Here is a 19,460-nt window from a genome sequence, read left to right on the forward strand (position 1 = left end):
TCTGACCAGAGAGCGTCGGTAACCATTCCGATGTTTTGCAAAGCGGGGCAATATTGAGAGGTAACATCAGTAAACTTTCCTGCCTGGTTTTTTAATATATAACTTTTGGGTGCTAAAGGATAAGCCNCTGATACTACCCGTCCGCCTACAAACAAATCGAGGTCGCCATCCCCATCAATGTCTGCAGCACGCACACAGGAACCATTAGAAAGCATTTTAGGGAGAGCCGTGGTACTTTTTATAAACTTTCCCTTTCCATTATTAAGATATAACCTGTCCTGGCTGGCCGGATGAGTAGCAGGAAGTTCGTAACTTCCNGTGACGACATACAGGTCAAGGTCCTTATCATTATCGGCATCAAANAGAAGCACTCCTAACTCCTGGGACTGAGGAATATCNTTCTGAATAAAGCGTTTGGTATCTTCAGAGAAATGACCCTTTGCATCCTGCATAAAAAACACACCTGGTTTGCCTGGTGAACCGCTGATATAAAAGTCATCAAAACCATTATTATCTATATCACCAACAGCGATACCGGGACCATACTGGCTGAATTTATGAGGGATGGTGGGCTGAATATTAAAATCAACCACATCTTTTTGCTCATGCTTAAACTGTATTCCATACCCGGCAGCAGCCGATGTAAAAAGAGGAGTTTGGGCAGGTTCAGCAGAGGCGGGTGAAACTTCTGAAGCATCTTTATANGAAAGGGTCAGAGGTTTATCGGCTTTAATGTTTGTAAGNANTTGACTTTTACCATCNGGCCANCGAACACGAAGNGAATCAATATTTGTGTNAGCACCAAGNCCAAAATGAGCTCGTGCATCAACCGTTGAGAGATAACCACGGCAAGGCTGTTGCTCGNATAACTGTTGCTTTCCGTTATAATAAATNCGAACGGAAGCACCTGTGCCGCCTATGTTCATTCCTTTTCCGGCAAGTGTTACAGTAAGGCTATGTTCTTTACCTTTCTGACTAGCAGAGTTAAGGGTATTCTCATAAATAAAAGACGGGTCATTNATGTTGTTAATNACCAGGTCAAGGTCGCCATCATTGTCAAGGTCAGCATAAGCACCACCNTTNGAGAAAGAAGGTTTATACAATCCCCATGCTTTAGTGGCGTTGGCNAACNTAAAGCCACCGGTGTTTTTAAAAGCATAATTCGATATTTTAACAACAGGAAGTTGATTGACTTTTGATTGTGTCGAATTAACAGTACTACCACCCTGGCCGTTATCATAAGAAATATAATCCAAATCGGTCACATCCCTCGGGTAACCGTTGGTAATAATCATGTCGCGATAACCGTCATTATCAAAATCTGCAACAAGGGGATCCCAACTCCAGTCAGTCTGATAAATATCGGCCATAAAGGCAACATCACTAAAAACAGGATGACCTTCAGGTGTCATGCCACAGTTTAGCTGAAGCACATTTCTAATATACTGATGCTGGTAGTTAAACTTTTTATTATTAATATAAGTAATGTAATTATCACCCATTAGCATTCTCTTCTTACGGAGGTTACTTTCGGGCAGCATCTCAAGAGAGATTAAATCTTCAAGACCATCGTTATTTATATCGGCAACATCTGTACCCATTGTGGACCAACCCGTATGCTTGAAGTAGTCAGTAATGCGATCTGTAAAAGTTCCGTCTTTATTATTTATGTACAAAATGTCGTTAGCAACAAAGTCGTTACTGACATAAATATCAGGGTATCCATCAAGGTTGAAATCTGTTATAGATGCCGAGTGACCCCAACCTTCTATTGAAATTCCTGCCTGTCGGGATACATTGGTAAATGTTCCATTTCCGTTATTTCTATAAAGTCTGTCTGTGTTCCTTGCCGAACCGTCAGTTATTTTTGGTCTGTATGCAACAGGAGTACCTCTATCCATCACGTTGGTTACGATATATAAGTCCAGGTCGCCATCGTTGTCATAATCAAAAAAAACTCCCTGGGTGCTGTAACCATCGTCGTCTATTCCATAAGCTTTGGCTGATTCTTTAAAGGTAGGAATACCTTTTTTGTTAAGACCCTGGTTTATGAATAACAGATTTTTTCGCAGAGTAGCATCTTTCAGAAATGTTGAGCTTACATATATATCCAACCACCCATCTCCGTTTATGTCTGCTACCGATACCCCGCTGCACCATTTTCCTTCACTTCCCACACCTGCAGAGTCTGTTATGTCCTCGAACTTTAGCGATCCTTTATTCAAATACAATTTATTGGAAACCATGTTTCCCGAAAAGTAAATGTCTTCTAATCCATCATTATTAAAATCTCCTATACCTACGCCACCACCGTTGTAGATATAGGTTTCGTTTAAAATATTTAATGCATCATTTTCATAAATCGTATTTGTAAAACTAACACCGGTTTGTGAAGATGGAAGTAACCTAAATAGGGTAGTGTCAGCTTTTGAGGAATGCTGAAAATTTCCTTTATCTGCAAAAGGATTCCTTTTGTTCCAGCTAACCAGCAAAACCAACAAAAGCAACGATAAAAAAGGAATAAGTGATTTTGAATATTGTAACATTGTCTCGCCGTAAAGTAAATTAAGCAGCTAAAATTATAATTAACTTGTCAAGTCGGTTAGCTGCACATATATCAAATAAAGACGAATTTTGTTAAAGATTACTAAAAAAGTTTTTTCTGCCATCGTAACCCTGTTATTTTAACATTGAATAAATGATACGATGATTTTTAAAATAAGTATTAATCAAGCGATAAGTATAAATCAGTTATAAAGAATATGAAGGGTTTATTTGTTTTATCAGTATCAGTTCTGCTCCTGGTTTGCTTTCAATCTCAAGCGCGTTCAAACTGGAAAAGCAGTTCAGAAAACGCTGATTACATTCACCGCTCCATAAAAGAAGTTACTGATGTTATTGTACACGATATTTTTTCTCCACCTGTAGCAAGCCGTATTTATGCTTATATAACCGTTGCCGGGTACGAAGCCGCGAGGCTCGGTGATCCAAAGTATATCTCACTTGCCTCTCAGCTACACGGTCTTATGCCGTTGACCCGGCCCGCATCAGGGAAAGAATATAGTTATGCTTTAGCCGCTGCCCATGCTATTCTGACCGTTGGAAAGACTTTGGTTATTTCGGAAGAAAAGGTGGAAGAATATCATAAGAACATTCTGCAGGAGTTTAAAGAAACCGGCATGCCGGACGATGTTTTTAATAATTCGGTATTATTGGGAAAACAGGTTGCGGACCATATCTTAGAATGGGCGTCAAAAGATAATTACAAACAGGTTAAGTCACTTCCCCGGTACTCCGTTAGTAGTGACATATCCGCATGGAAACCTACTCCTCCCGCTTATATGAAGGCTATTGAACCAAACTGGAATAGATTAAGACCTTTTTTGATTCAGTCAGCGCAACAGTTTAAACCTCTGCCTCCCACAGCTTTTTCAACAAATAAAAATAGCAGGTTTTTTAAAGAAGCGTCAGAAGTACGCGATGCAGGTTTACATCTAACCCCTGAACAAATTGAAGTCTCAAACTTTTGGGATTGCAATCCTTTTAAAATGAATATCAACGGGCATGTGATGTATGCCACAAAAAAAATCTCTCCGGGTGGTCACTGGATAAATATAACACGTCTTGCCTGTAAAAAAGCAAATGCTGATCTTGTTCGTTCTGCTGAGGCTTACGCCTGTGTCTCCGTTACTTTGGCTGATTGCTTTATTAGTTGCTGGGACGAAAAATACAGAAGTAATGTTATCAGGCCCGAAACTTTTATTAATCAATATATCGACCCTCAATGGGTTCCGTTGCTTCAAACGCCGCCTTTTCCCGAATATACGAGCGGGCATAGCGTTGTATCTATGGCTTCTGCTATAATGCTTACCAAATTGTTTGGAGATAACTTTTCTTTTGCAGACTCTACTGAGGTTGAATTTGACATTCCTGTTCGGCATTTCAAGTCATTTAAGCTAGCTGCAGAGGAAGCCGCTATCAGTCGTTTTTATGGTGGCATTCATTATATGCCTTCTATAAGAAACGGTATGAAAGAAGGAATTAGCATAGGGAATTTTATTGCAATGAAATTAAGAACAAGAAAAGAAGATTTTGCACGTATGAAATGATAAGTCTTTTTTACCTCCTTTGAAGCTTGTTTAAATACTTTCTGAAAATTTGATTTTTCCTTCGGGCATTTGTAATTTCATTTTTTCACTTTTAGAATTTTTAAATGCCATCTGCTACCACTCGATTTACAGACTTACAATTTCCACCGGTTATTTTGGGAACAAGTGGATTAGGTAATTTATTTGTCGCTTTAGACGACGATGTTAAATGCCGCATAGTTGAAGAATTTATAAAATACTCAAAATTACCTGTAGTGTTTGATTCTGCAGGAAAATACGGAGCCGGTCTTGCACTTGAGGCGCTGGGTAAATGTTTAAGAAAATTAGGTATAAAACAGGAAGATGTACTCATTAGCAATAAACTGGCCTGGGTAAGATCGGAGTTAAAAACACCGGAACCAACCTTTGAGCCGGGTGCATGGAAAGACTTAAAATATGATGCTGTTCAAAGAATTAGTTATGAAGGCATGTTAGAATGTTTTGATCAGGGTAACGAGTTGCTGAACGGATATATTCCACAACTGGTTTCTGTGCATGATCCTGACGAATATCTCGCTCTGGCAAAAGATGAAGATGAAGAAAAAGAATTGTATAAGGATATTTTGAATGCCTACAGGGCTCTTTCATATCTAAAAAAACAGGGTAAAGTGCAGGCTATAGGAGTGGGCGCAAAAAACTGGAAAGCAATTGAGAAAATATCAAAAGATATTGATTTGGATTGGGTGATGATTGCAAACAGCATGACCATTAAAAGCCATCCTAAACGACTGCTCGACTTTATGCAATCGTTAAAGGATAAAGGTGTTGCTATTATTAATTCCGCTGTTTTTCATTCAGGTTTTTTAATCGGCGGCGATTATTATGATTATAAGTTGGTAAAAGCTGATTCCGAAGAAAATAAGGCGCTTTTTAAATGGAGAGAAGATTTTTTTGCAGTATGTAAAGCGTATAATATAAAACCAGCTGAAGCATGTGTGCAATTTGCTCTAAGGGCTCCGGGTGTAGTTAGTATTGCATTAAGTACAACTAATCCTCTCAGGGTAAAGGAAAATGTAGAAATGGCGTATGCAAAAGTGCCAGTCGATTTTTGGCGGGCTATGAAAACAAAAGGGCTTATAAGTGAAGATTGCAAATTCGTATAAGTATAAGCTATTACGTTTTTTACCGCAAAAAGTAAAGAGGCAGGATGAAATACTTTTTCGCAATTCTTATTGTCTAAAGATCTTTTAAGCAAAACTGACGAGTAAGGTGTGCAGTACAAGTGTGCGACGCAACGGAGATGCTATGAAAATCAAGTGTTGATTACAAAAAAAAACAAAATGAAAATAGACGCTCATCAGCATTTTTGGAAATTTGATAAAGTAAGGGACAGTTGGATAAATGATGAGATGTCAGTTATTCAAAAAGACTTTCTGCCCGAAGACTTGTATCCTGTACTGGTAAAAAATAAAATAGACGGATGTGTAACTGTACAATCAGATCAATCAGAGGAAGAAAACAGTTTTCAACTTTCTAATGCTGAAAAATACAATTTTATAAAGGGCGTTGTGGGGTGGGTGGATTTGCAGGCAAAGAATATAGAAGAACGGTTAGCTTATTACAAAGGGTTTGAAAAGATGAAGGGTTTCAGGCATGTATTGCAGGGTGAACCTCAGCGCGATTTTATGTTACGTCCTTCATTCATGCACGGCGTTGGCTTATTACACAAATACAATTTTACTTACGATATTCTTATTTTTCCTGACCAGTTACAGCACTCATACCAGTTTGTAAAGGCTTTTCCTGATCAGCCTTTTGTAATTGATCATATCGCTAAGCCGTACATCAAAGCCAAAAAAATAGATGACTGGAAAAAGGATATTTCTGCCATAGCCTCGTGTGAAAATGTTTTTTGCAAAGTATCGGGCATGATGACAGAAGCAGATTGGAAATTATGGAAAAAAGAAGATTTCACTCCGTATCTTGATGTGGTAACTGAAGCATTTGGTCCTAACAGAATTATGTATGGTTCTGATTGGCCTGTTTGTCTTGTGGCGGCTTCATATGAAAAAATGAGGGAAGTAGTGGAAGACTATTTTTCTTCATTCAGCGAAAATGAAAAATCATTGATTTTTGGTGAAAATGCAATTTATTTTTATAGCTTAATCAATGATTCCTGACGGTGTTACGCTACTTTTTAAAATCGGTGAGTTTTTTATCGATTGAATAATTTCCACCGCCATACAGTAGCAGGTAAATCAGCAGTAGAGTCATTGCAAAATCTGTTCTGTACTCATGAGCCATAACCCAAAAACCTTTATCAATAAGTATAGGATATTTTGTAGTGATGAATGCTACTATCATAATGATTAAAAGTGGAATAGCAGCCAGGCGGGTAAATAATCCTATTACGATAAAAATACCGCAGATAATTTCAAACGTGCCGGTGAAATAAGCCCAAAAAGAAGGATCGCTAAAACCTATTTTTGCAAAACGCCCCGTTCCTGCAGAATCCGGAAACAGATACTTTTGTATCCCTTCTGAAAGAAATATCAACCCTACAGCTAACCGACAAAGTAATGCAGGAATGTTAGAAGTTTTTATTATTCTTACCATGATTAATACGATTGGCTATTACTGCAAAAACTTTTCATTTTCTATCAACAACAGATTAAAAAATTATGTTTTAAGGTTTATTGTAACGGTTTATAAAAGTTTTAATCGTAAGTCTTAACGGACAGATTCATATCCACCTGGCAGGCCGTTTTTAGATAATACAATTTGGTAAAGTTGGTTTTTTCTTGCACGAAAAGACCCCGCACAGCACAGGAGGTAATATTCCCACATCCTGAAAAACCAGTCGTTATAGTCTTTTTTAATTTTTATCCAGTTCTTTTTAAAGTTGTCATACCAGGCCATCAGCGTATCATCGTAGTATTTCCCAAAATTGTGCAGGTCTTCAACAACAAAAAGACCTTCTGAGGCAGATGCAAGTTGCGATAGTGACGGCAGCATAGCGTTTGGAAAAATATATTTATTTGTCCACGCGTCTAAAGACTTGACTGAAGTGAAGCTGCCAATGGTATGCAGAAGGAACAGCCCTTTTTCACTCAAACATTTGTTAGCGGTTTTAAAAAAGGTTTTATAGTTTTTGTAACCAACGTGTTCCATCATTCCTACACTCACTATTCTGTCAAATTTTTCATTTACATCCCTGTAATCCATCAGCCTGAATTTAACTGGCAGACCGCCGCATAATTTTTCACCCAATTGTACCTGTTCTTTTGAAACTGTTAGTCCTACAACCTCTACGTTATATTTCTCCGCTGCAAATTTGCCAAATGCACCCCAGCCGCAACCAATGTCAAGCACCCTCATACCCTCAGACAGATATAATTTACGGCAGATTAAATCGAGTTTATTTTCCTGTGCTTCATCTAAGGTTGTCGCATTCTTCCAATACCCGCAACTGTAATTCATCCGCTTATCGAGCATGTTTTCAAACAACAAATTTCCCAGGTCATAATGTTTTTCGCCTACAATAAAAGCTCGCCTTTTTGATTGCAGGTTAAATAATTGAATGGCAGGTAAACTATGCTTAACAGAAAAAGTAAGTTTTACTTTTTTATCTAGAGCAGCCTGTAAAATTTTACAAATGAGTTCATCGACTCTTTCTGCATTCCACCATCCGGCCATGTAGGTTTCTCCCATTCCCAATTCCCCATCTGTGATCACTCTTTTGTAAAATGCATCGTTACTAACCTGGATATCCCAAGGCTTGTTTCCGTTTATTGCTACTCCGGCGAGCGCTAAAATATCTTCAACTATTTGTTTGTATTTAAAGTTCATTGCATGGATACTTAGTTGTATTAGAAAGTGAAAGTTTAAGAAAAAAGGTGCTTATTTATTCTAACCTTTTAAATCTTAAAATATTAGACAATATAATATTTTATACAGGGAATTCAAATACCAACAGAAAAAATAATGGATCATTAATAATCGGTGCTTACAGATAAACATTGATAGTTTAAAACTTACGGACCACAAATAGAATAAAACTATTATTTTTATCCAAAGAACGATCGATGCTTGCTAAGAAGGTTTTCGTCAATGAGCAGACCGATGAAAAAGAGCTGCTTACAGAAATTGTAAATGGAAATTACACTGCTTTTACCTGCCTTTTAGGCGCAGCGGTTTTCCTGCTTTGCAACCAAATCCTTATCCCGGGGCCGATGCTTCGGTTAAAGGAGATTTTATTCATAAGTTAGTATACCCTGTAAGAGAGTAATCGGTTAATTCAACAAATTACAATGAAGCCGTAGCAAGAATGGGTGCAGATAATTTAGCAACGCGTATTTTTTGGGATAAGTGACAAAAACAAAAACCGGTATAATTAATCATTGTTAGTAATCAATCAATTCTTTTCAGATAAATAAACACACCAATATTACTATGAACAAAAGGATGCTATGGATTTCAATATTTGTTTTTTCAGGGTTTTTAGTGCGGGCACAAAATGTTACCCTTACTGCTGAACAGGTAAAAGCATTGACTCCTGATTGGAAAGGAGAACGTTTTGCTGATGGAAGACCTCGCGTGTCAGATGTTCTTTTAGAAAGGCTCAAGAGTGTATCAATAGAAGAAGCGTGGGGATTTTTAAGAAATAAAGGATACCAAAATCAATTTGAAGGTGATTGGACTATTCTAAATCCTGACAGCGTGATGACAGGAAGGGCGGTTACAGCACAGTATATGCCGCTTAGACCCGACATGGAGAAAGTGATTAAAGACAAGGGGAGAATTGAAAAACGAATCGGAGCAACTAATTCATGGCCGATCGATGTTTTGAAAAACGGAGACGTATATGTCGCAGACAGTTATGGAAAAATTATTGACGGCACTTTGATCGGTGATAACCTGGGTAATGCTATATACGCAAAATCAAAACGAGGACTTATCTTTTACGGTTCTGTAAGAGACATGGAAGGTCTTAGTGAAATCAAAGGATTTAATGCATGGATTAAAGGACAGGATCCGTCTTACATACAGCAAATGATGTTAGGAGGTATCAATGTACCAATTCGTATTGGTCGAGCGTCAGTGTTGCCGGGAGATGTAATTCTTGCTAAAAAAGCAGGAACTATTTTTATACCTGCATTTCTTTTAGAAGATCTGGTATTAAGTTCTGAATTTATACAATTGCGTGACGATTTTGGTCACCAGCGTCTTCGCGAAGGTAAATATACTCCGGGTCAGATAGACACCGAATGGACGGACCAAATCAAAAAGGACTTCCTTCACTGGCTGGATGAGAATCCCGGAAAGCTTCCTATGTCACGTTCTGAATTGGATCAGTATATGAAAAGCAGAACCTGGTAATAGCGTATTATTCAAATAAAAAGTAAAAAAATATTAACACAATAATTTACCTTTTAATACTACAAAAACAATGACTCCATCTGAGAAATTTTTAGCAAAACTTGGTCTTAAAGAGCCTGAAGTAAATGCAGTCTCTGATAAACATGTTGAAAAGGAAAACCCACGGCGATCCTTTTTAAAGAAATCCACTTTAGGCGGTTTAGCGTTAGGCAGTGCGTCCTTATTTACGCCAATAGAAGATATTGTTGCGCAGACCACAGGAGGTGTAAACAGGTTTTCATCTCCATCAGATTTAAAAATTACAGACATGCGTTATGCCGTAACTACGGTTCTCGGACGTACAGCCATGATACGTATTGATACCAACCAGGGTATTTACGGTTTGGGAGAAGTAAGGGACGGAGCCGATGAAAGGTATGCACTGATGTTAAAAAGCCGCATTCTTGGTCTAAATCCCTGTAATGTTGAAATGATATTTAAGATCATAAAACAATTTGGAGGCCCGTCGCGACAGGCTGGGGGAGTCTGCGGGGTAGAAATGGCACTTTGGGATCTGTGCGGTAAAGCATATAACGTACCTGCCTGGCAGTTGCTTGGCGGAAGATACCGCGATAAAATAAGGTTATATGCAGATACTCCGGAAGCGGGTTCTCCTGAAGAACAGAAAAAACTGATGAACTACCGCATTAATGACCAGGGATATACCTGGCTGAAGATGGATCTGGGGATTGGAGAACTTAAAGATATTCCCGGTGGAGTTGTTAACTCAAAGTTCTGGCAAAACGAAAAAGGTGACCTTCAGCAATGGGGGAGTAGTAACAACTATATGTCTTATGGCAATACCAGGCACCCCTTTACACAAATCCAAATTACAGATAAGGGTTTGGATGGATTGGCAAAACTGGTAGAAAATGTACGGAGCATACTGGGTTATGATATTCCACTTTCAACAGATCATTATGGTCACTTTGATTTAAACAATGGCATACGATTGGGTAAGAAACTGGAGCAATACAGACTGGCCTGGATGGAAGATATTGTTCCATGGGATTATACCGAACAATGGAAAACAATATCAGATGCACTGGAAACACCTACACTTACCGGCGAAGATGTTTACCTGCTTTCTGGATTTAAGCCCCTTATAGATAATCGGGCGGTTGATATCATTCACCCTGACTTAGCTACCTCGGGCGGATTATTAGAGACCAAACGAATTGGAGATTATGCAGAAGAACATGGCATAGCGATGGCAATGCACCAGGCTGGCACGCCTATTTCGTTTATGGCCAATGTACATTGTGCTGCAGCAACTCAAAACTTTTTAGCATTGGAACATCACTCAATAGATTTGCCATGGTGGGAAAGTTTAGTGAAAACAACAGATGGAAGAAAATTGATTACAAAAGGTTTTGCTAATCTTCCACTTGCTGCTCCGGGGTTAGGAATTGAGCTGAATGAAGATGTGGTTAAGCAACATCTTCATGCTACCGACAAAAGTTACTTTGCGCCAACTCCTCAATGGAACGAGCTGCGCTCACATGACAGGATTTTCAGTTAATCTTGCTTAAAATAAGATGTACAATAAAAAAGTTGTTGTCTAATTGCGGACAACAACTTTTTTTATGATTAATGAAACTTAAGGTGTCTTATAACTATTGTAAAATTATTTTTCTATTTGCTATCTTACCATTTTTCGAAACTTGTAATAGATATATTCCCTTTGCATTTCCCGCAAGATTTATTAGCGTTGCTGGTTTTTCTACTGCTCTTTTTTGAACAACTTTTCCTGAGATGTCGGTAATTAATAATGCTGCCCCTATCCAGTTCCTGTCAGTCTTTATACTAAAAGATTCAATAGCAGGATTAGGATAAATGTCAATATTAAAATTATTGTTTGTTTCTGTTAATCCAGGTAAAAGACGAAGGCCGGATGGCTTTAATGAATTTACAGCTCGTGCAGCTTGTAATGTTTCAGATGGAGAACTTTCAAAACTTTTTTGAATTTCTACTTCTGTAATAGCGTTCCAGGCATTTTGAGTATTGCCATGACCGACAATCCTTATGTATTTAGCGTATTGAGGTGGTATTCCATAATTCTCCGTTTTTGTTGTCTGGCCGCTGCTTGTCCCGCTAAAAACAGTTATCCAATCATTATTATTAATAGATGTTTGAATATCAAATGAAGCTTTTCTTTCATTTCCTCTGTACCATGCAATTTCTATAGTATCAATAAAAGTTGTTGTATCAAGATTATATTTAATCCATTGATTATTTCCGAATGCTGACCATCTTGTATTTACATCTGCATCAATGGTATTAATAGGAACGTTGCCATCATCATCACTTGCAATAACTGAGGCAATATTGGGTTCTGGAGATTCGTAGATGCCAATATCGGCAGATACTCCCCGAGATACAGAATTGCTATAAAAATCCTTCACAGTATTATGAGGTAAACCTGCATCTATCATAGGGGAATTGGGAGACAATTTATATCCTTTTATACCACTACCAGGACTTATAAATCCTGGATCAGCAGTTGTTCCTCCAGTCGTAAAATTAGTTGTACCCGTAGAGTAATAGTCATTGTTTTGCCATGTTATTGTTTCCGGATTTCCTTTTAACATTGGTACGTTAATACAATAAAAAATATTATTAAAAACCTTTACATCACTGATATTCGTATTCATAATATCTATGGCTGAACCCATTAAGGAATTGCCCGCATAAAATACGTTGTTATAGACCACTGATTTGCTGATCTTATTTTTAGAGTCATTAGCCCAAAATGCCAGGCCTCCATAACCATTTTTTAAACCATCGTTTTCACTGATGTTATAACGAATAGTATCATTAAGGAACTGATTGGAAGAGCCATATTCAAAAAAGGCATAACCGGGACCTTCATTATCATGACTGTAATTATATTGGACTACGCAGTTTTGAGAACCTCCGTCAATATCAAAACCTCCACCGTCTGCCTGTAAACCTGCTTTGTTATGATGACTTTCAGAATATTGAATTATTCCATTTTTCGCATTATAGCACCAGATGCCTACCGGGCCGCCCCCCTTATTCCTGTTATTCATTCCATTGCCATAAGCCTCGCAATGCTCTATAGTAAATCCATCAACCCCTGATAATACCATCCCATTTCCTGTATGGGTATAAGTTATGTCTGTTCTGCCTCGATTATTATATGTTTTATTATATGCGAAATAAAAGTTGGTATGGTTATACATGTCCCCATACCCATAAGTGAAAATTCCTGCCTGTCCATTATCATGAGTGCTACTATTTGTTATCCTTACATTGTTGTAACCGTTGCTGGTTGACCATGCTCCCAATTTAATTCCAAATCCTCCAAATCCATACATCTCGCAACTGTCAATTACAATATTATTTAGATCAGCAGACTGGTTCATATAAAAAGAAATCCCGCTGCTGGTGTCATTTACTACTCCATTTCCCTCTACGATCAAATTGTGAATTTCAATACCTGCTGTATTGTAAGCATAAATTCCATTTCCGGTATTTGCATGTATAATAGCTTTTCCCGCGCCATAACTAGCAACAGTCAGAGGACCGTCGCCACTTTGAAATTTTAAGTTGCCTGTAAAACTTTGGCCTCCATTAAAAAATACTTTATCGCCAGGTTTAAAATTATAAGAGGAAACTTTTGAAACTGTTTTCCAGGGAGATGAAACAGATAATCCGTTGTTATAATCATTGCCGGTTGAACTAATATAATAGGTTTTATTCTGTGAAAAAACAGTTATTGTCACCAGTAAGGATAAGAGGAAAAAATAGCCCTTTTTATTATTATTTATTAATATTTTATCAGACGAGAAATTGATTTTGTGCCTTAACAGTCCATTCTTTTTTTTGCCTTTCGCCTGGTTGAAGAAACCTTTTACATCCTGTCCGGGTAACAGATGCATTACGGAATTTTTCATACTAATTGGATTATTAACTGATAAACAGCTATAGTAACGAAAGAATTCTTTTGGTTATTGTTTTGCCTTTGTAAACGACGTTTACATAAGTAAATGTGCAAGGAGTGAGAATACGACAACATTTATCAGCTAGCAAAAACAACTTCTGCTAAAGCAATAGAAACATCAATAAAAAAAACGAGTAGGCTATATAAAAAAAGTGCGGTAGTCTCACTTGTAAGACTACCGCACTTTAATTTAAAAAGAATTAAATAAAAGATTATTTCTTTTATTATTTCTTCATTCCCTGTTGTATACTTTGTATACTTGAGAGGTGTTTATTAAGAACAGGAAGTGTTTTTGAAGCAAAAGCTTTAACATCTGCGTCTTTTCCATTTTTTGACTCATCTTCAAATTTGCTGATGTCTTCTTTATGATCGTCAACCATCATATCGACATATGCTTTATCAAAATCAGCACCTTTTTTTGTCTTCAGGTCGTCTATATGTTTTTGCTGCTCTTCAGCAGGAGTTGCAGGAATAGTGATATTTTTCTTGGCAGCAACAGCTTTTAACTGAGTGTTTGCTTTAGAGTGATCGGTTACCATCATTCTTCCAAACTCTTTTACTTTTGCAGATGCCGCATTAGTTGCTGCAATTTTGCCAAGCTCTACTTCCATTAAACCTCCGCTGGCTGCGTCTAATACAAATTTACTGTCATTAGCCATGCTCGTATCGGCAGTAGCAGCGTTTGCAGTAGTGTTTGTACCTGTATCAGTCATTGTTGTGCTGCCAGTTGTACTGGTTGTTGTTGTACTATCAGTAGTGTTTTCGCCCCCCTTATTGCTGTTACAGGCTGTACCAAACGCCAGGAATGATGCAAAACAAACAGGAATCATTATTTTTTTCATTTTTATTGTTTTTGGTTACTTGAAAAGTCAAAAAAAGTGTGCCACTAAAATGTAATTCCAAAATAGCTACAGCATAAAATTATTTCTACAAGGTTTTAAACTAACTGTAAAAAAAATGTAGGATTATAATAATCAATAATTTATAAACGATTTATTTAAAAGTGTTATTAAAAGAAAAAGCTTCTTAACACTTAGTTAAGAAGCTTTTTATATGTTAAATTTTATTATTTTATTTCATGCTTCTTTCCTGTGCTTTTTGCATTGGTGTTAATCCTGCAGATTGTCCCCGGCCTTCTGCCTGTTTGGCTTTAAAAAGTGCAAACCGGGAGGGGCTTTCTGTTACAGCACCCCAGTTGTTATTTCTTTCATCTATATCGGCAGTTTCACGCATAGGATCGAGACGAATAGCTTCTACTTCTTTATCTTTCATAAAGCTCTTTACAACACTTTTTTCGTTAAGTCTCCATACCTGCGCGGGTATACGGTCTATTTCTTTTGAACCATCTTTATATGTCCATTCTACAATTATAGGCATTACAAGGCCGCCTTTGTTGGTAAATGTGAGCTGGTAAAAATACTTGTTGCGGTATTTTGCTTTAGATGCTTCATCAAGCGGTTCGAAACTTCCCGGCACTTTAATGGCATATTTAGCACTATCGTAGCCTTGAATGCCACGTCCGTATCTCCAGTAAAAATCTCTGAGTGTAGTATCAACATCTGTATAGAATTTAATGCTGCTGTCTTCCCGGTTTCTTATTTTGGAAATATCATCATATTCTGGTTTAATAGGTTTTGCTAAAGAAACGTTCTGTGTGTAATCAGCGAGTGGAAGATCGGCATTTAGGTCAGGTGTCATATACTTAACAGAGTCAAGTGAAATATCGGTAACATCGGTGCTGTAAAACCAGCCTCTCCAAAACCAGTCAAGGTCTTCACCACTGGCATCTTCCATAGTACGGAAAAAGTCGGCAGGAGTAGGATGTTTGAAAGCCCATCGACGAGCATATTGCTGAAAGGCATAGTCAAATAATTTTCTACCCATTATGGTTTCGCGTAAAATGTTCAGCCCGGTAGCAGGTTTTGCGTAAGCATTTGGGCCAAAACCAACAATGTTTTCCGAATTTGTCATAATTGGCTCCAGCTGATCTTTAGGTAGTTTCATGTAGTCCACGATTGTCCAGGCTGGTCCTCGGCGGGTAGGAAATTTATTATCAAACATTTCTTCGGTAAGATATTCAACAAAAGTGTTCAGGCCTTCGTCCATCCATGTCCACTGGCGCTCATCGCTGTTGACTATCATTGGAAAAAAGTTATGGCCAACTTCATGAATAATTACCCCGATCATACCATTTTTAGTTTGCTCACTATAAAAACCATCCTTATCTGTTCTTCCATAGTTGAAGCAGATCATAGGATATTCCATGCCATTGCTTGCTTCTACACTTTGAGCAACAGGGTAAGGGTAGGGGATGCTGAAATGCGAGTATGTTTTAACCGTATGAGCAACTACTTTGGTTGAATATTTACGGTATAAGCCATATGCTTCCTTGCCATAATAACTCATGCATATGATTTTTTTTCCTTCAACATTTATTGCCATTCCGTCCCAAACAAATTTGCGTGATGAGGTCCATCCAAAATCACGTACATTATTAGCCTTAAATATCCACGTTTTAGTAGCCGATGTCTTGTTTATTTCCCTGTCTTTAGCTTCTGCCAGGGTTACTATTTCTACAGGCTCCTTTGCTGTTTGCGCTTTTTGCCACCTTGCCAATTGTGATGGAGTTAATACTTTGGAATAATTCTGGCATTCTCCGGTTGCTCCCACAACATGATCTGCCGGCACCTTCATCTGTACTTTAAAGTTACCAAATGTCAGTGCAAACTCTCCGCGTCCTGCAAACTGGTGATTTTGCCATCCCTGGAAATCGCTATATACGCAAAGGCGGGGATACCATTGAGTCATAGTAAACAAATAGTCTTTGGTATCAGGAAAATATTCATAGCCACCGCGTCCTCCTTGTACCATTCGGTCGCTGATGTTATAATTCCAATCGACTATAAAAGTGAATTTCTGACCGGGTTTTAGAGGTGTGGCTAGATCAACACGCATCATTGTTTTATTGATGGTATACCGTAATGACTTTCCTGCCCCATCAGTTATTTTTACAATGTTTACTCCAAATCCGTTGTCTTCTTTCGGATTTTCGAGTGGTAGCAAAGATTGAGTAGTTACCTGCGAAGGAATGGTGTTGCTGCTTTGATAGCCGGCATTCTTAATAGAATTATGTTGGTTTTCATCTAACTGCAGCCAAATGTAAGACAGCGGATCCGGCGAATTGTTGAAATAAGTAACTTTTTCATTGCCGGTTAATTTTTGATTTTTTTCATCAAGATTCGCCTTAATGTCGTAGTCACACCGCTGTTGCCAGTACTTGTTTCCCGGTGCACCACTGGCTGTTCGATACTCGTTTGGTGTTGGCAGGATTGTTCCTAACTGCTCAAACTTATTGGCATGATTCGACCCCGGGTTGTTTTGAATGTTTTGTGCATTAACAGTGTAAAAAGACACAAATGAAACAAGAAAAAAGAAAATTCTATTCATGTATTGTTTGTTTTATGATGGAAACCTTTCTATGGCCATTTTTATTGATACAACTAAAACCAGTGCAGATATTGTTATGATCCAATATTTCCTGTTGATTTTAAGGAAATAGATAAATATATGTGCAAGCAAAAGAAGAATTACAACTACCATTATTTGACCTGCCTCTAAACCCAGGTTAAATGAAAGCAATGACAAGCCAAGACTTTGATCTCTCGCGAGCATAAACTGTAAAGCGTTCGCAAAACCAAGGCCGTGAATAAAACCGAAAAACATGGCGAGAAAATAATTTGACTCAACTTTTCTGTGGCCGTGTGCGGGTTTAATGATATTTGCAGCAGCAGTGATTAAGATGGTGCAAGGTATTAAAAATTCAACTAAACGGGATGGAACTGTTAACACATGCAGGGTGCTTAATGCCAGTGTGATGGAATGACCGATTGTGAATGCTGTTACAAGTATCAATACCTGTTTCCATTCTTTCAGGGTATATAAAACAATCAAAGCCAGAATAAAAAGCTGGTGATCAAGTGCATCGAGGCTTATAATATGTTCCCATCCTAAAGTGAAATAAAATATAATATCATTCATCAATCAAAGTCTTTTTAATGCAAGGGTTCAAAATAAAACAGACTTTTGTAAAACAAACAATAATTTTTTGAATGAAGGCAAGATTATACAGAAGCGCTTTGGTTATTTTCCTCGTTACTTATTTGTTTTTTACTCCGGTACAAGTTTATGCATATCATCCATTTTATGTTAGTGTTACAGAGATGTTGCTTAATTCAAAAACCAAGTCTTTGGAGATAAGTTGCAAAATGTTTGCAGAAGATATCGAAGATGTTTTGAAACAGAACTATAAGGTTCCTGTTGATCTTGGCAATGACAAGATGCAAGCGCAAAATAATAAATTGATAAATGATTATGTTTTAAAGCATTTATCAATAAATCTTGATGCCAGGACTACAGCTTTGAAGTTTGTAGGTTTTGAAAAAGATAATGAATCAGTTTACTGTTATTATGAGGTAATGAATGTTCCGGCAATACGAAAAATTACAGTTAATAACACGATTTTACAGGATTACAAACAGGAGCAGATAAATATTATGCATGTAATAGTAAATGGAAATAGAAAAAGTACCAAGCTCGATTATCCTTCTAACGAGGCGGTTTTTACTTTCTAATAATGACAGACAGACCTGGAATTTGATAGTATTTTGGAAAAAAATCAACGCATTCGCTTTATCTTTCTAAACACTAGTTCTGGTTGTGTTACTTTGTTTCTTACTATTTAAGTAAGGATGATGATGCTCTTTTAAAAATTGTTTTTTAGAGTCACGATAATAAGTAACTGCGCCAATAAGGCTCATAAATTTTATATAATACCAGGCAAAATCAAGCTGGTGGGGTTTAAAACCTGAGCGGGCACTTTTAGGATATAAATGATGGTTGTTATGCCACTCTCCGGCAACTATTCCTGGCCATATTTGATTAATCGACATGTCCTCCCGATTGTAATCAACACCATCCGTCCGCTTGTCTTCCCCTTTGCCGTGTCCTTCATAGTTGAAAGTACGTACACCTACCGCCCAAACAAATGCACCTCCAAAAAGTGCACATGCCAACCCATGTCCACCAATAATGTAAAAAACAGCATACCAAAAAGCCCAATTAAGAAATGTTTCAAGAAAAGTTGTCAAAGGGCTTGCAATAGATCCCCATTGCTGATATTGTCTATACGTGTTTGCTTTTACTCCGGTGTGCCGCATAAGGTTAACAGCCTTACCATATTCAATTTCTGAAAGATTCCTATTGATTGGCTGGTGGTTAACATCTGCAAGAAAACAGTATAAAAAACCCGCATTTGCATTATAAGGATCACCTGGCTGATCCGACTTTGCATGGTGCACGTGATGCGATAATGCATAAATTTCTTCGGGTATAGCTTTTATTGTAAGATTTTGTGTGAAGAAGCGCCAGAACTTATTTCGAAACTTATAAGCGCCGTGTGTACAATACCTGTGATGCCAGATAGTACCATGAGTGCCCATAATAATCATGCTGTATACAAAGGCAGCAGCAAATAAGTACCAGTTGAAGTAGTTAAAAATAAATAATAAAAGGAATGGGAATAAGCAAAGGACAGTGAACCAGTTGAAGAATGGTAACCAGTTTTTACGTGTATTAAAAATATTTATTCTTGAAAAAAACTCTTTTAATATTTGTTTTGGCGTAGGTTTTATTAGGTCTCCCTGTTTGTCCATCCATCCATAAGAAGGTGGCTCTAAGATGTTATCCAATAGCTGCATTAATGTGTTTGAAGTAATGATAAAACGGAAAAGGTACCCCTTTTATTTCCCCTAATATCTATTTCAACGAAAAGTTTTGTTATTTCACTAAATGGATTATCACATCATATTTTATATACATAAGCGAAAAGGGTGTTTAAATTTTATTGCTGTATAACAAATCATTAAAGATACTTTCTACTGTTTTTAAGAAAATATTTAAAATATGCGAGGGTTAAATTGAATAAAGCA

Annotated in this window: 15 protein-coding genes; 7 read left to right on the forward strand and 8 right to left on the reverse strand. The window is 37.5% G+C overall.

What is annotated here, in order from left to right; translation table 11 throughout:
• Positions 1-2,546, reverse strand: a 2,546-nt coding sequence (locus tag B154_RS27835) for a CRTAC1 family protein (protein WP_051084285.1), incomplete at its 3' end; no start/stop codon positions are given.
• 216 nt (positions 2,547-2,762) lie between these two features.
• Between B154_RS27835 and B154_RS0106185 the strand changes: the two genes are divergently transcribed.
• The 3 genes from B154_RS0106185 to B154_RS0106195 all read left to right on the forward strand — a co-directional run bounded on the left by B154_RS0106185 (position 2,763) and on the right by B154_RS0106195 (position 6,268).
• On the forward strand, positions 2,763-4,109 hold the full coding sequence (locus tag B154_RS0106185) for a vanadium-dependent haloperoxidase (RefSeq protein ID WP_018612611.1): 1,347 nt from the start codon (positions 2,763-2,765) through the stop codon (positions 4,107-4,109).
• A 104-nt stretch (positions 4,110-4,213) separates the two neighbouring features.
• Positions 4,214-5,251: an aldo/keto reductase gene (locus tag B154_RS0106190; RefSeq protein ID WP_018612613.1), complete on the forward strand. Its 1,038-nt coding sequence runs from the start codon at positions 4,214-4,216 to the stop codon at positions 5,249-5,251.
• 177 nt (positions 5,252-5,428) lie between these two features.
• Positions 5,429-6,268, forward strand: a complete 840-nt coding sequence (locus B154_RS0106195) for an amidohydrolase family protein (RefSeq protein ID WP_018612614.1) — start codon at positions 5,429-5,431, stop codon at positions 6,266-6,268.
• A 10-nt stretch (positions 6,269-6,278) separates the two neighbouring features.
• Here B154_RS0106195 and B154_RS0106200 read toward each other — a convergent pair whose 3' ends face one another.
• Together B154_RS0106200 and cfa are read right to left on the reverse strand one after the other, a co-directional pair.
• The gene (locus tag B154_RS0106200) at positions 6,279-6,704 is read right to left on the reverse strand and encodes a DoxX family protein (protein ID WP_018612616.1); all 426 of its coding nucleotides are present in this window, start codon (positions 6,702-6,704) and stop codon (positions 6,279-6,281) included.
• Between the two features lie 114 nt (positions 6,705-6,818).
• On the reverse strand, positions 6,819-7,937 hold the full coding sequence (cfa, locus tag B154_RS0106205) for a cyclopropane fatty acyl phospholipid synthase (protein ID WP_018612618.1): 1,119 nt from the start codon (positions 7,935-7,937) through the stop codon (positions 6,819-6,821).
• Positions 7,938-8,173: 236 nt separating this feature from the next.
• Here cfa and B154_RS0106215 point away from each other — a divergent pair, with 236 nt between their 5' ends.
• The 3 genes from B154_RS0106215 to B154_RS0106225 all read left to right on the forward strand — a co-directional run bounded on the left by B154_RS0106215 (position 8,174) and on the right by B154_RS0106225 (position 11,028).
• A complete protein-coding gene (locus tag B154_RS0106215) occupies positions 8,174-8,356 on the forward strand; it encodes a hypothetical protein (protein WP_018612622.1) in 183 nt (60 codons plus the stop codon).
• A gap of 184 nt (positions 8,357-8,540) precedes the next feature.
• Positions 8,541-9,467: an RraA family protein gene (locus B154_RS0106220; protein ID WP_018612624.1), complete on the forward strand. Its 927-nt coding sequence runs from the start codon at positions 8,541-8,543 to the stop codon at positions 9,465-9,467.
• A 70-nt stretch (positions 9,468-9,537) separates the two neighbouring features.
• A complete protein-coding gene (locus B154_RS0106225; protein WP_018612625.1) occupies positions 9,538-11,028 on the forward strand; it encodes a mandelate racemase/muconate lactonizing enzyme family protein in 1,491 nt (496 codons plus the stop codon).
• A gap of 94 nt (positions 11,029-11,122) precedes the next feature.
• Here B154_RS0106225 and B154_RS0106230 read toward each other — a convergent pair whose 3' ends face one another.
• The 4 genes from B154_RS0106230 to B154_RS0106245 form a co-directional block, all read right to left on the reverse strand.
• Positions 11,123-13,426 carry a discoidin domain-containing protein gene (locus tag B154_RS0106230; RefSeq protein WP_083934930.1) on the reverse strand — a complete coding sequence of 768 codons (2,304 nt, stop codon included), beginning with the start codon at positions 13,424-13,426 and terminating at the stop codon, positions 11,123-11,125.
• 271 nt (positions 13,427-13,697) lie between these two features.
• A complete protein-coding gene (locus B154_RS0106235) occupies positions 13,698-14,315 on the reverse strand; it encodes a DUF4142 domain-containing protein (protein WP_026260008.1) in 618 nt (205 codons plus the stop codon).
• A gap of 229 nt (positions 14,316-14,544) precedes the next feature.
• Positions 14,545-16,920: a M1 family metallopeptidase gene (locus B154_RS0106240; RefSeq protein WP_018612628.1), complete on the reverse strand. Its 2,376-nt coding sequence runs from the start codon at positions 16,918-16,920 to the stop codon at positions 14,545-14,547.
• Positions 16,921-16,932: 12 nt separating this feature from the next.
• Positions 16,933-17,511, reverse strand: coding sequence for a HupE/UreJ family protein (locus tag B154_RS0106245; RefSeq protein ID WP_018612629.1), 579 nt, complete (start codon positions 17,509-17,511; stop codon positions 16,933-16,935).
• A 71-nt stretch (positions 17,512-17,582) separates the two neighbouring features.
• Between B154_RS0106245 and B154_RS27840 the strand changes: the two genes are divergently transcribed.
• Positions 17,583-18,104, forward strand: coding sequence for a DUF6702 family protein (locus tag B154_RS27840; protein ID WP_018612630.1), 522 nt, complete (start codon positions 17,583-17,585; stop codon positions 18,102-18,104).
• Positions 18,105-18,170: 66 nt separating this feature from the next.
• Here B154_RS27840 and B154_RS0106255 read toward each other — a convergent pair whose 3' ends face one another.
• Positions 18,171-19,229 carry a fatty acid desaturase family protein gene (locus tag B154_RS0106255; protein ID WP_018612631.1) on the reverse strand — a complete coding sequence of 353 codons (1,059 nt, stop codon included), beginning with the start codon at positions 19,227-19,229 and terminating at the stop codon, positions 18,171-18,173.
• Between the last annotated feature and the right edge of the window lie 231 nt (positions 19,230-19,460).

Origin of the sequence: Segetibacter koreensis DSM 18137 (genome assembly GCF_000374045.1) — a bacterium.
Taxonomy (GTDB): Bacteria; Bacteroidota; Bacteroidia; order Chitinophagales; family Chitinophagaceae; genus Segetibacter; species Segetibacter koreensis.

Coding starts and splice junctions, on each gene's coding strand:
- B154_RS0106185 (WP_018612611.1), top strand. CDS start 2,763: ATGAAGGGTTTATTTGTTTTATCAGTATCAGTTCTGCTCCTGGTTTGC.
- B154_RS0106190 (WP_018612613.1), top strand. CDS start 4,214: ATGCCATCTGCTACCACTCGATTTACAGACTTACAATTTCCACCGGTT.
- B154_RS0106195 (WP_018612614.1), top strand. CDS start 5,429: ATGAAAATAGACGCTCATCAGCATTTTTGGAAATTTGATAAAGTAAGG.
- B154_RS0106200 (WP_018612616.1), bottom strand. CDS start 6,704: ATGGTAAGAATAATAAAAACTTCTAACATTCCTGCATTACTTTGTCGG.
- cfa (WP_018612618.1), bottom strand. CDS start 7,937: ATGAACTTTAAATACAAACAAATAGTTGAAGATATTTTAGCGCTCGCC.
- B154_RS0106215 (WP_018612622.1), top strand. CDS start 8,174: ATGCTTGCTAAGAAGGTTTTCGTCAATGAGCAGACCGATGAAAAAGAG.
- B154_RS0106220 (WP_018612624.1), top strand. CDS start 8,541: ATGAACAAAAGGATGCTATGGATTTCAATATTTGTTTTTTCAGGGTTT.
- B154_RS0106225 (WP_018612625.1), top strand. CDS start 9,538: ATGACTCCATCTGAGAAATTTTTAGCAAAACTTGGTCTTAAAGAGCCT.
- B154_RS0106230 (WP_083934930.1), bottom strand. CDS start 13,426: ATGAAAAATTCCGTAATGCATCTGTTACCCGGACAGGATGTAAAAGGT.
- B154_RS0106235 (WP_026260008.1), bottom strand. CDS start 14,315: ATGAAAAAAATAATGATTCCTGTTTGTTTTGCATCATTCCTGGCGTTT.
- B154_RS0106240 (WP_018612628.1), bottom strand. CDS start 16,920: ATGAATAGAATTTTCTTTTTTCTTGTTTCATTTGTGTCTTTTTACACT.
- B154_RS0106245 (WP_018612629.1), bottom strand. CDS start 17,511: ATGAATGATATTATATTTTATTTCACTTTAGGATGGGAACATATTATA.
- B154_RS27840 (WP_018612630.1), top strand. CDS start 17,583: ATGAAGGCAAGATTATACAGAAGCGCTTTGGTTATTTTCCTCGTTACT.
- B154_RS0106255 (WP_018612631.1), bottom strand. CDS start 19,229: ATGCAGCTATTGGATAACATCTTAGAGCCACCTTCTTATGGATGGATG.